This window comes from Caballeronia ptereochthonis (assembly GCF_001545075.1).
Classification (GTDB): domain Bacteria; phylum Pseudomonadota; class Gammaproteobacteria; order Burkholderiales; family Burkholderiaceae; genus Caballeronia; species Caballeronia ptereochthonis.
On sequence record NZ_FCOB02000013.1, the window covers coordinates 129,676 to 144,025 of the forward strand.

Consider the following 14,350-nt stretch of genomic DNA (forward strand, 5'->3'; position numbering starts at 1 on the left):
CGATGAACCGACGCACGCGCCTTGCCGCGATCGCTCGACGCACTGCATGGCAAGCGGTGCCGACGATGCTCGCGATCGTGATCGTCAACTTCTTCCTGCTGAAGCTGATGCCCGGCGACGCCGCCGACGTGCTCGCGGGCGAGGCGGGCTCCGCCACGGCGGAGACCCTGCAAACCATGCGCGCGAAGTTCGGCCTCGATCAGACGGTGCTGCATCAGCTCGGGGCTTATCTCTCGCATCTCGCGCATGGAAGCCTCGGCTACTCGCCGCGCTATGACGCGCCGGTGATGCAGCTGATCCTCTCGCGCCTGCCCAACACGCTGATCCTGATGGGCACGGCGCTCGCGCTCGCCATCGTCGCGGGGATCGTGCTGGGCGCCGTCATGGCGCACTGGGCGGGCAAATGGCCGGACCGCGTGCTCTCCATCGTCGCACTGCTGCTGTACTCGACGCCGGGTTTCTGGATCGGCCTGCTCGCCATCGTGCTGTTCTCGGTGCATCTCGGCTGGCTGCCGAGCGGCGGCGACGTGACGGTCGGTGCGAACCTGCACGGCTTCGCTTGTCTCGCCGATGTCGCAAAGCACGTGCTGCTGCCAGCCTCGACGCTTGCAACGTTCTTCGTCGCGATCTACGCGCGTCTCACGCGGGCCGCGATGCTCGAAGTCGCGCGGCAGGACTTCGTGCGCACGGCTCACGCGAAGGGACTGCATCCGCTGCGCGTGACGGTCCGCCACGTTCTGCGCAATGCGCTGATGCCGCTCACGACGATGGTCGGCATCCACTTCGGCACGCTCCTCGGCGGCGCGGCGGTGACGGAAACCGTCTTCAGCTGGCCGGGTCTCGGACGGCTGGCGCTCGATTCCGTCATGGCGCGCGACTTCAGCGTGCTGCTCGGCGTGCTGCTGCTTTCGTCGCTGCTCGTGATCGTCGCCAACGTGGTGGTCGATCTGCTTCAGGCGTGGCTCGACCCGCGCATCGCCTAACTCTTCAATCCGATAACGCATGGCTTCCGACTCACCCGATCTCGTTGCACCGGCTTCGTCCGCATGGCGACGCCAGCTCGCGGGCGCGCTCTTCGGCTCGCGCCGCTCGCAGGCATTGCCGTCCGCGGGCGCGTCGCGCGGCGCCTGGCGCGCGCTGTTGCGCAATCCGTCCGCGCTCGCGGGAATCGTGCTGCTCGCCGCGTTCATCGCGCTCGCGCTCGGCGCTCCGCGTCTCTTTCCCGGCGATCCGCTCGACATGGTCGCCGCGCCCTTCGAATGGCCGGGCGCCGATCCGCTCTACCGCCTCGGCACCGACTCGCTCGGCCGCGACGTCGCCGCCGGCGTGGCGCACGGCGCGCGCGTGTCGCTTTTGATCGGCGCGTCGTCGGCGGCGATCGGGCTCGTGATCGGCACGCTCGTCGGCGCGCTCGGCGGCTTCTTCGGCGGCTTGCTCGACGACCTGCTCGTGCGCATCACCGAGCTCTTTCAAACGGTGCCGTCGTTTCTTCTCGTGATCGTGATCGTCGCGATCGGGCGTCCGAGCGTGACGATCATCGCGCTCGCCATCGGCATCGCATCGTGGCCGACCGTCGCGCGCATCGTGCGCGCCGAGTTTCGCACCTTGCGCCGGAGCGATTTCGTGCTCGCCGCGCGCAGCCAGGGCTTCGGCAACGCGCGCATCATCTTCGGCGAGATCCTGCCGAACGCGCTGCCGCCGGTGATCGTCACCGCTTCCGTGATGGTGGCGAGCGCGATCCTGATCGAATCGTCGCTCTCGTTTCTCGGCATGGGCGACCCCAACGTGGTCACGTGGGGCGGCATGATCGGCGCGGGCCGCGACTCGTTGCGCACGGCGTGGTATCTCACCGCGGTTCCCGGCGCCGCGATCGTGCTTGCCGTCCTCGCCCTGAACCTGCTCGGCGACGGTCTCAACGACGCGCTGAACCCGCGCATGCGGCAGCTTTCCTGATCGAGGTGCTTCATGGCAAATCTTCTTGAAGTGCGCGATCTGCGCGTGGATTTCGGCGCGCATCGCGCGGTGCGCGGCATCGACCTCGATATTGCCGAAGGCGAGACGCTCGCGCTCGTCGGCGAGTCGGGCTGCGGCAAATCAGCGACGGCGCTCTCGCTCATGCGCCTCGTGCCGTCGCCGGGCCGCGTGACGGGCAGCGTGCGCTTCGACGGGCGCGACGTGCTCGCACTGACGCCGCGGGAGATGCGCGCGTTGCGCGGCCGCGAGATCTCGATGATCTTTCAGGAGCCGATGACATCGCTGAATCCAGTGCTGCCGGTCGGCGCGCAGATCGTCGAGACCTTGCGCCAGCATGAATCGCTGTCGAAGCAGGCGGCGACGAAGCGCGCGGTCGAGCTGCTCGATCTGGTGCGTATTCCGGAGCCGCATCGGCGTGTGTCCGACTACCCGCACGAGCTATCCGGAGGACAGCGTCAGCGCGTGATGATCGCGATGGCGGTGGCGTGCCGACCGCGCCTGCTCATCGCCGACGAACCCACGACCGCGCTCGACGTCACCATTCAGGCGCGCATTCTCGAGCTGCTCGGCGAGTTGCGGCGCGAGCTGTCGATGTCGCTTCTGCTCATCACGCACGACCTCGGCGTCGTGGCGCAGCACGCGGACCGCGTCGCGGTGATGCTCGCGGGCGAGAAGGTGGAGGAGGCACCCGTCGCGCAATTGTTCACGCAGCCGCAGCATGCCTATACGCGTGGCCTGCTCGGCGCGTCGCTGAATCTCTCGAACGAGCTTCATTATCGCGACTGGAAGTTGCCGGAGATACGTCACGGTTCCTCGAGCGACGGCGAGCCCGCGTTCAACGTGACGCCGCTCGCGCCACGCAATGCGGTGGCCGGGTCCACCGCGAAGCCGGACGAAAGCGGGCCGCTCCTTTCGATCAAGGATCTCACTGTCGACTACGCGCATCGCAACGGCAAGGGCGCGCTGCGCGCAGTCGATGGCGTTTCGTTCGACATCGCGCGCGGCGAAACGGTGGGGCTCGTCGGCGAATCCGGCTGCGGGAAATCGACGCTTTCGAAAGCGATCGTGCGCCTCGTGCCCGCATCGGGCGGCGCAATACGCCTGCGCGGCGCCGACCTCGTGCCGCTCTCCGAGCGCGAATTGAGACCGCATCGGCGGCATGTGCAGATGGTGTTCCAGGACCCGTATGCGTCGTTGAATCCGCGCCGCACCGTGGGCGAGATTCTCGAAACCGTGATGGCGGTGAACGGCATCGGCGATGCGCGTCAGCGACGCACGCGCGCCGCCGCCATGCTCGATCGCGTCGGCTTGCCCGGTGCGGCGCTCGAACGCTTTCCGCATGAGTTCTCGGGCGGCCAGCGTCAACGCATCGGCATCGCGCGCGCATTGATTCTCGAACCCGCGTTGCTGATCTGCGACGAGCCCGTGTCCGCGCTCGACGTGTCGATCCAGGCGCAGATCCTCAACCTGCTCGTCGAGCTGAAGCGCGATCTCGGGCTCGCGTATCTGTTCATCTCGCACGATCTTTCCGTCGTCCGCTATATCGCCGATCGCGTGCACGTGATGCACGGCGGGCGCATCGTCGAGAGCGGACATCACCGCGATATCTGGCGCTCGCCGCAGCATGCCTACACGCGCACGCTGCTCGACGCCGTGCCGGCCAGGCAATTCGACGCGCAGGCCGCCTGACGCTTGCCGCGTGCAACTCAATCAACAGGGAATAACGATGTCACAACAAGCTCAATCCCGCGCCGGCGTGCGCGAAGAACTCGACGCCGCGCTCGCCGCCTTGCCCGCTCTCGCGCGGGCTATCGGCGAGGACGCCGCCGCGCGTGAAGCGCGCCGCGAGCTGCCGTTCGAAGGTTTCACGCTCTTTCGCCGGTCGGGTCTAGGCAAGCTGCGCCTGCCGGTCGAGTGGGGCGGCCTCGGCGGATCGCTCGAAGACGTCTTTCATGTGATTTCCACGCTCGCCGCGCACGAAAGCAACGTCGCGCATGCGCTGCGTATCCACTTCGATCTGACCGAGGCGCTGCTGCTCTCGCCGCGCACGCCGTTCAACGAACTGCAGATCCGGCGCGTGGCGGACGGCGCGATCTTCGGCGGCGCATCGACGGAAGCGGGCACGTCGCGTCCCGGCGAAATCACGACGCAACTGCGGCGCGAAGGCGATCACTACCGTCTGACCGGCCGCAAGTACTATTCGACGGGCACCGCTTTCTCCGATTACGCGCGACTCAACGTGCAGGACGAAAACGGCGAGCCGGTCAGCGCGATCGTGCCGGTGAAGCGCGAAGGCTTCGGCGTGATCGACGACTGGGACGGCATGGGCCAGCGCATGACGGCGAGCGGCAGCCTCGAGTTCGACGATCTGCTGGTGCATGCGGACGAGATCACGCCGCGCGTGCAGACGACGCTCGTCGGCCGGCACGGCGGCGCGTTGCGCCAGTTGCATCTGGTCGCGGTGGCGGCGGGCATCGTGCGCAATGTCGTCGCCGATGCGAAGCGTTACGTGCTGCGTCATGGACGTCCCGTGCTGCACAGCCCGGCGCCGAGCGCGCGCGAGGACGCGTTCATCCAGCAGGTCGTCGGCGAGCTGACGGCGCACAGCCACGCGATCGACGCGCTCATCGGCGACAACGCGCGCGAGCTCGAGCGCTCCGCGCGCGCAATCCGCAACGGCGCCGCCGATGCCGACGCGCTCGTGCTCGAAGGCGCGCTCGCCACGGCGCGCACGCAACTCGTCGTGAGCAAGCTCGCGCTTTATGCGGCCGAACGCATGTTCGAAGCGGGCGGCGCCTCGGCGACCTCGCGCGCGCACAACTTCGATCGGCACTGGCGCAATCTGCGCACGATCTTCAGCCACAACCCGCTGCTTCACAAGTCGCGCGTGCTCGGCGATTACGAACTGAACGGCGTGACCACGCACCTCACGGAAGGCCGGGTGTTCTGATGGTTCCGCTTTATCGAAAGTCGATTCTTCTCCGGAGTTTCCTGTCATGAGCGCCGCCGCCCCGCGCCAGTTGCATCTGAACATCAACGCGCTTCATTCCGGCTTCGTGCCTTCGGCATGGCGTCTCGCCGAAGCCGATCCACAGGCATTCATCGATGTCGATCATTACGTGCGCCTCGCGCAGGTCGCCGAACGCGCCTGTCTCGATGCGATCTTTCTCGCCGATAACGCCGCGATCGCCGACCAGCTCGACATGCGCCCGATCACGGCGCTCGAGCCCACGCTGCTGCTGACGAGCGTGGCCGCCGCGACCACGCATCTGGGGCTGATCGCGACGGCATCGACGAGCTATAACGAGCCGTACAACATCGCGCGGCGCTTCGCCACGCTCGATCTCATCAGCGGCGGCCGCGCCGGCTGGAACATCGTGACGACGGCGGATCTGCCTTCCGCACGCAACTTCGGGCTCGACGCGGTGCCGGATCACGCGCAGCGTTACGCCCGCGCGGACGAGTTCGCGACGCTCGTGAAGGCGCTGTGGAACAGCTGGGAGGACGGCGCGCTCGTCGCCGACAAGGCGACGGGCCGCTTCGTCGATCTCGACAGGCTGCATCCCGCCGCGCATCGCGGGCGCTTCTTCGGCGTGCAGGGCGCGCTCAATCTGCCGCGTTCGGTGCAAGGCCATCCCGTGCTGGTGCAGGCGGGCGCATCCGGCGACGGACGCGAACTCGCGGCACGCCATGCGGAAGCGGTCTTTTCGGCCTCGCAATCGTTCGACGAATCGCGCGCGTACCGCGAGGATCTCAACGCGCGCGCGGCGCGTCACGGGCGCGGGCCGAATGCGGTGAAGGTGCTCGCCGGATTGACGACGATCATCGGCGCGACGGAAGCCGAGGCGATCCGCCGGCGCGACGAGCTCGTCGAGCTGATTCCGTGGCGCTACAGCCTGAACCGTCTGGCGGGTACGCTGGGCGTGCCCGTCGAATCGCTCTCGCTCGACAAGCGCCTGCCGGACGATCTGCCATTGCCCAACAACGGCAACGGCAACCACACGTTCTTCAACGCGACGCTCGCACAGGCGCGCACGCACGGCTACACGGTGCGCGAGCTCGTGCGCGCGCTTGCGGGCGGAGGCGGGCATCGTGTGATCGTCGGTACGCCGGAGCAGATCGCGGACGACATCACGCACTGGTTCGGCAAGGGTGCGGCCGATGGCTTCAATCTGATGCCCGATGCGCTGCCCGGCGGACTCGAAGCATTCACGGAAGGCGTCGTGCCGATTCTTCAGCAGCGCGGGATTTTCCGTCGCGCATATGAAGGGAAGACTTTGCGCAGTCATCTCGGGCTTGGCGTGCCGGCCGGCCGTCATGCGGCGGAACAAGCGGCCTGACGCGCCGCGCGCGTGCAATGCATTGCAGAAAACCTTGTTTGCGGAGCCTTTTTTATCGGTCTAGATTTGAGGTATCCATGCATTGCGGGGGAACCGCCATGCCGCATATCCTGACGCGTTACTGGCAGAGCCTGTCGGCTTCGGCGAAAGACATGCGCGATCGCAGGCGCATCCGCGCGTTCGAGCGCGTCAGGAATGCATGCGCCTGCACGGCTTCCGCAACGGACGAGCACGCAAGCGATGCGGCGAACCGCACGGAGCGCCTCGAACGCATCGCGCTCTACGCGCGCGCGGGCTATTTCAACATGGGCTATACGGTCGACGTGTTTCAGTCGCCCGCCGACTTGCCGCCGGAGTGATCCGGCGGCGTTCATTCCAGCGCTTCTCCGCTGTATTCATATGGCCATACGAAGCAATCCTGTCGAATGCGCGCAGCCATAACGTTATGAGCTTTGCTTGGTTGCCTCCGACCTTCGCGCGCCCTTAAGCTTGGTCCTCTCTCCGTGACGCGGTCTCCGGATTCGCGCACGTGTCTTCCAAGGACCTCCTGATAGATGAACCAAAAACAACCGGCGCCGCTGAGCGTCCTGGCCCTTCCCATTTTCGTCGCAATCGGCGTGGCGATCAGCGGCTGCAGCAAATCCGAATCGGCGGCACCCGTGCAGGGCGTCGCGAAGCAGGCGGTGTCGGGCGGCGAGCTGACCTGGGGCGTGACCACCGAGCCCGCCTGCTTCGATCCGCATCGCTCGTCGCAACAGAACGCATTCTGGGTCATCCGCAATTTCATCGATTCGCTGATTTCGAAGCGCACCGACGGCACCTATGCGCCGTGGCTCGCGAAGTCATGGAGCATCGCCGATGACGGCAAGAGCTACACCTTCAACCTTCGCGACGACGTCAGGTTCACCGATGGCACGCCGTTCAACGGCGAAGCGGTCAAGGCGAACTTCGATTACATCCTGAAGAACGTCAGCACGACTTCGGCCTCCGCGTCGCTGCTCGTCAACTTCGATCGCGTCGATGTGGTCTCGCCGTATGTCGTGAAGCTCGTGATGAAGCAGCCCGATTCGACGACGCTCGAATCGCTTTCGAGCGTGAAGCTCGGCTTCATCTCGCCGAAAGCGCTGGCCGAGAACAAGGATCTGTGCGGCGGCGGGCCGGGCATCGTGGGGACGGGACCGTTCGTCTTCAAGTCGTATCAGCGTGGACAGCAGGCCACCTTCGAGCGCAATCCGGACTACCGGTGGGCGCCCGGCAATGCGGCGCATCAGGGGCCGGCGTATCTGGATCGCGTCACGTATCGGTTCCTGCCGGAATCGGCCGTGCGCACCGGCGCGCTGAGTTCCGGACAAGTCGATCTGATCGAAGGCGTGCAGCCGACCGACATCGCCGTGTTCGACAAGGTCGACGGCTTCCAGTATGTGCGCGGTCCTTCGGCGACGACCTCGTTCACGCTCAACGTCAACTACACGGTCGCGCCCGCCAGCGACGTGCGCGTGCGCCGCGCGCTGCGCGACGGCTTCGATCTCGACGCCATCGTGAAGAGCGTCTATCTCGGCACGGTGCAGCGCGCCTGGTCGAACATCGGTCCGGACAATCCCGACTACAACAGGGGGCTCGCGGGTTCGTGGGGCAACAACGTGGCGGCGGCGAACAGGCTGCTCGACGAAGCGGGCTGGACCGCGCGCGACAGTGAAGGCTTCCGCACGAAGGACGGCAAGCGGCTCTCGATCGAAGTCGGCTATCCGCAGCCGTATGTGCGCGACAGCCGCGACGTGCTGATCCGCGCGGTGCAGTCGGCGCTGCGGCAGAACATCGGGCTCGATCTGCATCTGCGCATCACGACGGCGGGCGACTTCGCCAATCAGAAAGCGACGGGCGTGTGGTTCATCTACCCGAATACCGACAACCCGTCCGATGTGGCGATGGAGCTGTGGGACATGCTCGGCGACAAGGGCTTTCTCTACAGCGCGATTCCGAATCCCGACGCGACCATCGTCGGGCAGATCAATCGTTCGCGCCTGATGCCGGTGGGCGACGAGCGCCGCAAGCTGCTCGGCGAAATCCAGAAGCGCGCCGTCGATGAAGCGTTCATCGTGCCGCTGTTCGCGCCGGTGTATCACCTCGCCGCCAAGTCGACGGTGCATGGAATCGGTTTCGAACCGCAACTCGATGGTCCCGCGAGCGCGTATGACATCTGGATAGACAAGCGAGGAGCATGAGATGCGCCAAAAAATCGCGACACGGCTCATGACGGGACTCCTCGTGCTATGGCTCGCCGCCTCGGCGGCGTTCGTGGCGATCCACGCGCTGCCGGGCCGCATCGAGGACGTGCTGGCGGGCGACCTCGCGTATCCCGGTCTGCGCGAGGCGATCGCGGCGCAATGGGGCCTCGATCGCAGTCTGTTGTGGCAGTACGGGCAGTTCCTGTTGCGCCTCGCGCACGGGGATCTCGGCACGTCGTTCGTGATGCAGCAGCCCGTGCTCGACGTTCTGAAGAGCCAGTTGTGGCCGACGATGCAGCTCGCGGCATCGGCGGGACTGCTGGCGATCGTGCTCGCGATTCTGGTCGCGACCTTGACCGCGGGCGGGCGCTGGAGTACGCGCATCGCGTCGCTGGTCGAGCTCACCTGCACGTCGACGCCCGTATTCTGGCTCGGCATGCTGCTGCTGATTGCATTCTCGTTCGAGCTGCGGCTCTTTCCGGTATCCGGCGCGAAAGGCTGGCGCTCGCTGGTATTGCCCGCCGTGACGCTCGCATTGCCGACGGCGGGAATTCTTTCGCAGGTGATGCGCGAAGCGCTCGAAGCCGCGCTCGCGAAGCCCTTCGTGACGACGGTGCGCGCGCGCGGCGTGTCCGAGCTCGCGCTGCGCGTGCGGCACGTGTTGCGTCATGCCTTGCTGCCGGTCGTGACGCTGGGCGGCTGGCTGATCGGCAGCCTGCTCGGCGGCGCGGTCATCACCGAGAAGATGTTCGGCCGGCCGGGCATCGGCAGCGTCACGCTCAATGCGGTGACGTCGCAGGACGTGCCGGTCGTGCTCGCGGTCGTGCTGCTCGCCGCGTTCGTGCACGTCTTCATCTCGACGCTGCTCGATATCGCTTATCTCTTCATCGATCCGAGGTTGCGCAGCCAATGAGCACCATCGACCGTTTCGTTCTCGTCGAGCGCAGGCGTCCGCGTCCCGCATCGCCGTTGCCCGCCGGCGTGTTGCTGGCCGTGGCGTTTCTCGTCGTGCTCGCCGTCGCCATGGCGTTTCCGCGCCTGCTTACGCCTTACGATCCGCTCCTGAGCGACGTCGCGCAGACGCTTCAGGCGCCGGGCGGGCAGCACTGGTTCGGCACGGACCGCATCGGCCGCGACGTGCTTTCGCGCGTGATCTACGGCGCGCGTTACTCGTTGCTGATCGGACTTGCGAGCATGATCGTGAGTCTTGCCATCGGGCTCGTCATCGGTCTGTTCGCGGGACTGTCGAATCGTCTCGCCGATGAAGGCGCGTCGCGCATCTTCGACGTGCTTTCCGCATTCCCGCCGATTCTGCTCTCGCTCTTCGTCGTCACGTTTCTCGGGCAGGGCATCGTCAATATCGCGATCGCGGTGGGCATCGCCGGCATACCGAAGTTCGGACGCGTGCTGCGCTCGCAGGCGCTCGTCGTGCGCCGCGCCGATTACGTCACGCATGCGGTGAGCTTCGGGCTTTCGCGCAGCCGCATCTTCTTTCGCCACGTGCTGCCGAACGTGCTCGTCGCGGTGCCGGTGATCGCGACCATCGATATCGGCAGCGCGATCATCGCGGTGTCGGGCCTCAGCTTTCTCGGGCTCGGCCCGCAGCCGCCGACGCCCGAGTGGGGCGTCATGCTTGCGGAAGGGCGCGACGTGCTGCGCGTCGCGTGGTGGCCGAGCGTGTTTCCCGGCATGGCCATCACACTGACGGTGCTTTCGTTCGCCGTGATCGGCCGCTTCCTGCAACGCAAGTTCGAGGTGCGCGCATGACTTCACCGGCTTCAGGTCCGGCCCGGCCGCTCGTCGATATTCGCGGGCTTTCCATCGGCTTCGCGCATGCGAACGGCGGCGCGCCGCTCGTGCGCGACGTCGACCTGACGATTCGCCCCGGCGAATGCGTGGCGCTGGTCGGCGAATCGGGCTCGGGGAAGAGCCTGACCGCGCGAAGTCTGATCGGCCTCTCGGGGCCGGGCGCGCGCATCGACGCGCAGCGCTTCGAGATCGACGGGCGCGATGCGCGGGCATTCACCGAACGCGACTGGCGCACGCTGCGCGGACCGTTCGCGGGTCTCGTCATGCAGGATGCGCTCGTCTCGCTCGATCCGCTGCGCACGGTCGGCGCGGAGATCACGGAAGTGCTGGCGCATCATCGCGTGCTGCGTTCGCGCGGCGAGCGGCAGGCGCGCGTGCGTGAAGTGATGGCCGATGTCGGCATTCCCGATCCCGCGATGCGCGCGCATCAGTACGCGCACGAACTGTCGGGCGGTTTGCGGCAGCGTGCGCTGATCGCGGCGGCGATCGCGGCGGGACCGGCGCTCGTCATCGCCGACGAGCCGACGACCGCGCTCGACGTCACCGTGCAGGCGCAGGTGCTCGCCGTGCTCGCGGAGCGTCTCGCGCAGGGCGTGGGCGTGCTCCTGATCAGTCACGATCTGGCGGTGGTTTCGGGCATCGCGGACCGCGTCATCGTGATGCACGACGGCATCGTGGTCGACAGCGGCGCGACCGGCGATGTGCTCAATCGTCCCGTGCACGACTACACGCGGCAGTTGCTGGCCGCGCAGCCTTCGCTGGAATCGCGCGGGCATCGGCTGAGCTCGGCGCGCATCGTGCGTGCCGCGCGTGATGATGTCGAGGCGCTATCGATCGTTCGCGATCCGCTGCCGCCGCGCGTCGCCGGTTCGGGGCGTGAAGTGCTGCGTGTCGAAGGCATCGGCAAGACCTATCGACGTCGCGGCGGCGCGCACGACGAACGCTTCACCGCGCTCGACGACGTCTCGTTCATCGTTCGCGAAAGCGAAGTGCTCGGCATCATCGGCGAATCGGGATCGGGGAAGAGCACGTGCGGCAACATCGTGCTCGGCTTGCTCGCGCCTGATCGCGGCAAGGTTCGTTTTCTCGATGCCGAATGGAACGGTCGGGGCGTCACGGAGAAGATGCGGCGCGCGTTGCGTCCCCGCATGCAATACATTCCGCAAGACCCGCTGAGCTCATTCGATCCGCGACATTCGGTGCGCCAGTTGCTTGAAGAAGGACTCTATCCACAACGGCTTTCCAAGGCCGATACGCTCGCGCGCAGCGTCGAATTGCTGGAGCAGGTCGGACTGGGTGTTGCGTTTCTGGAGCGTCGTCCCGTATCGCTGTCGGGCGGGCAGCGGCAACGCGTCGCCATCGCGCGTGCGCTTGCTTCGGAGCCCGCGCTGATCGTCTGCGACGAGCCGGTTTCCGCGCTCGATGTCTACGTGCAGGCGCAGGTGCTCGATCTGCTCGTGTCGTTGCAGGCGCGTCATTCGACAGCGCTGCTCTTCATCTCGCACGATCTCGACGTGGTCGGGCATCTGAGCGATCGCGTGCTCGTGTTCAAGGACGGGCACATCGTGGAGGAGGGCGATGTCGAACGCGTGTTCGCCCGGCCGCAGCACGCCTATACGCGCTTGTTGAAGGCATCCGCGCCGACGTTGTGCGGTGAAGAGCGGGAGCTCGCAGCGAGCTGACGATGCGCTGATCCATCGCCGATTTGCTGCAATGGTTATCACGATTGCTCACTTAGCGCTGGCGGCATGCATTGCTAAGATCGACGGACTATACGGCATCGGGAATGCCGTCGTTCATTGCCCGAGGAATCCTTATGTTCGATCTGAAGAATGCGTCTCGCCGTCGCGCGCTCATCAAGCTCGCGGCTCTCGGTGCGGGTGCATCGGGCGCATTCGCCACCAGCGGCGCGCGCGCCGCCGATGCGCCCGGGACGCTGCGCATCGGCTATCAGAAGTATGGCAACTTCGTCGTCTTGAAGGCGCGCGGCACGCTCGACAAGCGGCTCGCGGCGCAGGGCGTCACCGTGCAATGGCTCGAGTTTCCCGCGGGGCCGCAATTGCTCGAAGGTCTCAACGCGGGCGCGGTGGACATCGGCACGGTCGGTGAAACGCCGCCCATCTTCGCGCAGGCCGCGGGCGTCGATTTCGTCTATGTGGCCAACGAGCCGCCCGCGCCCAGGGCCGAGGCGATCGTCGTGCCGCAGAATTCGGCGATCCGTTCGGTGGCGGAACTGCGCGGCAAGAAAGTGGCCTTGAACAAGGGCTCGAACGTTCATTATCTGCTGGTCGAAGCGCTGAAGAAGGCGGGGCTCACCTATGCCGATATCCAGCCCGTCTATCTCGCGCCGGCCGATGCGCGCGCGGCCTTCGTGCAAGGCAGCATCGACGCATGGGTGATCTGGGACCCGTATCTCGCCGCCGTCGAAAAACAGGCGAATGCGCGCCAGCTCGCCGACGGCACGAACCTCGTGCGCAACATCCAGTACTACCTCGCCACGCGCAAGTTCGCCACCACGCGGCCGCAACTCGTGCATGCGGTGCTGGACGAACTCGATCAGGTCGACCGCTGGGCGCACGACAATGTGCCCGCGGTGGCCGCGCAACTCTCGCCGCTCGTCGGGCTCGACGCGGGCATCCTCGAAGTCGCGCTGAAGCGCACGGCGTATGGCGTGCAGCCGGTCGCGCCCGCGACGCTCTCGTATCAGCAGCAGATCGCCGACGTGTTCACCGATCTCAGGCTGATTCCGAAGAAGCTCGATGTGACCGAGGCGCGCTGGAACGTCGCCTGAGCGCCGCATCCCGACATTCACGATATTCACGACACGACGATTTCGAAAGGCAGGCCCGCAATGAATGTTTTCTGGTTCATTCCCACACACGGCGACAGCCGCTATCTCGGCACGACGCAAGGCGCGCGCGCGGCGAATTACGACTACTTCCGGCAGATCGCGACAGCCGCCGATACGCTCGGCTACGAAGGCGTCCTGCTGCCCACGGGCCGCTCCTGCGAGGATGCGTGGGTGGTGGCTTCGAGCCTCATCCACGCCACGCGGCGTCTCAAGTTCCTCGTCGCGGTGCGGCCGGGCCTGAGTTCGCCGGGTCTTTCGGCGCGCATGGCGTCGACCTTCGACCGGCTCTCGAACGGGCGTCTGCTCATCAACGTCGTAACCGGCGGCGATCCGGGGGAACTGGCGGGCGACGGCGTGTTTTACGACCACGACACACGCTACGAAATCACCGACGAGTTTCTGAGCATCTGGCGGGGCCTGCTCGAGACCTCGCACGAGAACGGCAGCTTCGACTTCGACGGCCGGCATCTGCGCACGCAGGGCGGCAAGGTGCTGTATGCGCCGGTGCAGAAGGCGCATCCGCCGCTGTGGTTCGGCGGTTCGTCGCCGGCGGCGCACGAGATCGCGGCGAAGCATATCGACACCTATCTGACTTGGGGCGAGCCGCCCGCCGAAGTCGAGAAGAAGCTTGCCGATATTCGCCGCCGCGCCGCCGATGCGGGGCGCACGATCAAGTTCGGCATTCGTCTGCACGTGATCGTGCGCGAAACGGAGAGCGAAGCGTGGACGGATGCGGAGCGTCTCATCAGCAAGCTCGACGACGAAACCATCCGCCGCGCGCAGGCCTCGTTCGCGAAGATGGATTCGGAAGGCCAGCGCCGCATGGCCGCGCTGCACGGCGGCAGCCGCGAGAAGCTGGAGGTGTATCCGCATCTGTGGGCCGGTGTCGGGCTCGTGCGGGGCGGCGCGGGCACGGCGCTCGTCGGCAATCCGGAGCAGGTGGCCGGCTTGATGAAGCAATATGCGGACCTCGGCATCGAGACCTTCATCCTGTCGGGTTATCCGCATCTCGAAGAGTCGTATCGCTTCGCCGAACTCGTGTTTCCGCTTCTGCCGCGGGCGCAGAAGGAGAAGGCGACGGGGCCGTTGTCCGGACCGTTCGGCGAAGTGATCGGCACATCCGAATTGCCGAAGGCGGCGCAAGGCTGAAC

Annotated in this window: 12 protein-coding genes; all 12 read left to right on the forward strand. The window is 66.4% G+C overall.

What is annotated here, in order from left to right; genetic code table 11:
• Nucleotides 1-2 precede the first annotated feature (2 nt).
• The 12 genes from AWB83_RS15655 (at nt 3) to ssuD (ending at nt 14,348) form a co-directional block, all read left to right on the forward strand.
• Nucleotides 3-983, forward strand: a complete 981-nt coding sequence (locus AWB83_RS15655) for an ABC transporter permease (RefSeq protein ID WP_087046475.1) — start codon at nt 3-5, stop codon at nt 981-983.
• A 19-nt stretch (nt 984-1,002) separates the two neighbouring features.
• Nucleotides 1,003-1,953, forward strand: coding sequence for an ABC transporter permease (locus AWB83_RS15660; RefSeq protein ID WP_087046476.1), 951 nt, complete (start codon nt 1,003-1,005; stop codon nt 1,951-1,953).
• Nucleotides 1,954-1,965: 12 nt separating this feature from the next.
• A complete protein-coding gene (locus AWB83_RS15665; protein WP_087046477.1) occupies nt 1,966-3,663 on the forward strand; it encodes an ABC transporter ATP-binding protein in 1,698 nt (565 codons plus the stop codon).
• Nucleotides 3,664-3,700: 37 nt separating this feature from the next.
• On the forward strand, nt 3,701-4,924 hold the full coding sequence (locus AWB83_RS15670) for an acyl-CoA dehydrogenase family protein (RefSeq protein WP_087046478.1): 1,224 nt from the start codon (nt 3,701-3,703) through the stop codon (nt 4,922-4,924).
• Between the two features lie 46 nt (nt 4,925-4,970).
• The gene (locus AWB83_RS15675) at nt 4,971-6,314 is read left to right on the forward strand and encodes an LLM class flavin-dependent oxidoreductase (protein ID WP_087046479.1); all 1,344 of its coding nucleotides are present in this window, start codon (nt 4,971-4,973) and stop codon (nt 6,312-6,314) included.
• A gap of 98 nt (nt 6,315-6,412) precedes the next feature.
• Entirely contained in the window at nt 6,413-6,673 is a 261-nt protein-coding gene (locus AWB83_RS15680) for a hypothetical protein (protein WP_087046480.1), read from the forward strand.
• 195 nt (nt 6,674-6,868) lie between these two features.
• On the forward strand, nt 6,869-8,536 hold the full coding sequence (locus AWB83_RS15685; protein ID WP_087046481.1) for an ABC transporter substrate-binding protein: 1,668 nt from the start codon (nt 6,869-6,871) through the stop codon (nt 8,534-8,536).
• A 1-nt stretch (nt 8,537) separates the two neighbouring features.
• Nucleotides 8,538-9,452: an ABC transporter permease gene (locus AWB83_RS15690; protein WP_087046482.1), complete on the forward strand. Its 915-nt coding sequence runs from the start codon at nt 8,538-8,540 to the stop codon at nt 9,450-9,452.
• Nucleotides 9,449-10,306, forward strand: coding sequence for an ABC transporter permease (locus tag AWB83_RS15695; protein ID WP_087046483.1), 858 nt, complete (start codon nt 9,449-9,451; stop codon nt 10,304-10,306). The genes AWB83_RS15690 and AWB83_RS15695 overlap by 4 nt, the downstream gene beginning before the upstream one ends.
• The gene (locus AWB83_RS15700) at nt 10,303-12,030 is read left to right on the forward strand and encodes an ATP-binding cassette domain-containing protein (RefSeq protein WP_087046484.1); all 1,728 of its coding nucleotides are present in this window, start codon (nt 10,303-10,305) and stop codon (nt 12,028-12,030) included. Before AWB83_RS15695 ends, AWB83_RS15700 begins: the two co-directional genes overlap by 4 nt.
• 134 nt (nt 12,031-12,164) lie before the next feature.
• On the forward strand, nt 12,165-13,139 hold the full coding sequence (locus tag AWB83_RS15705) for a sulfonate ABC transporter substrate-binding protein (RefSeq protein WP_087046485.1): 975 nt from the start codon (nt 12,165-12,167) through the stop codon (nt 13,137-13,139).
• A 60-nt stretch (nt 13,140-13,199) separates the two neighbouring features.
• Complete coding sequence (gene ssuD, locus AWB83_RS15710) at nt 13,200-14,348, forward strand: FMNH2-dependent alkanesulfonate monooxygenase (protein WP_087046486.1); 1,149 nt, start codon at nt 13,200-13,202, stop codon at nt 14,346-14,348.
• Nucleotides 14,349-14,350: the final 2 nt, after the last annotated feature.

What these genes read in the sequence shown, in the direction of transcription:
- AWB83_RS15655 (WP_087046475.1), top strand. Translation starts at nt 3, where the DNA reads ATGAACCGACGCACGCGCCTTGCCGCGATCGCTCGACGCACTGCATGG.
- AWB83_RS15660 (WP_087046476.1), top strand. Translation starts at nt 1,003, where the DNA reads ATGGCTTCCGACTCACCCGATCTCGTTGCACCGGCTTCGTCCGCATGG.
- AWB83_RS15665 (WP_087046477.1), top strand. Translation starts at nt 1,966, where the DNA reads ATGGCAAATCTTCTTGAAGTGCGCGATCTGCGCGTGGATTTCGGCGCG.
- AWB83_RS15670 (WP_087046478.1), top strand. Translation starts at nt 3,701, where the DNA reads ATGTCACAACAAGCTCAATCCCGCGCCGGCGTGCGCGAAGAACTCGAC.
- AWB83_RS15675 (WP_087046479.1), top strand. Translation starts at nt 4,971, where the DNA reads ATGAGCGCCGCCGCCCCGCGCCAGTTGCATCTGAACATCAACGCGCTT.
- AWB83_RS15680 (WP_087046480.1), top strand. Translation starts at nt 6,413, where the DNA reads ATGCCGCATATCCTGACGCGTTACTGGCAGAGCCTGTCGGCTTCGGCG.
- AWB83_RS15685 (WP_087046481.1), top strand. Translation starts at nt 6,869, where the DNA reads ATGAACCAAAAACAACCGGCGCCGCTGAGCGTCCTGGCCCTTCCCATT.
- AWB83_RS15690 (WP_087046482.1), top strand. Translation starts at nt 8,538, where the DNA reads ATGCGCCAAAAAATCGCGACACGGCTCATGACGGGACTCCTCGTGCTA.
- AWB83_RS15695 (WP_087046483.1), top strand. Translation starts at nt 9,449, where the DNA reads ATGAGCACCATCGACCGTTTCGTTCTCGTCGAGCGCAGGCGTCCGCGT.
- AWB83_RS15700 (WP_087046484.1), top strand. Translation starts at nt 10,303, where the DNA reads ATGACTTCACCGGCTTCAGGTCCGGCCCGGCCGCTCGTCGATATTCGC.
- AWB83_RS15705 (WP_087046485.1), top strand. Translation starts at nt 12,165, where the DNA reads ATGTTCGATCTGAAGAATGCGTCTCGCCGTCGCGCGCTCATCAAGCTC.
- ssuD (WP_087046486.1), top strand. Translation starts at nt 13,200, where the DNA reads ATGAATGTTTTCTGGTTCATTCCCACACACGGCGACAGCCGCTATCTC.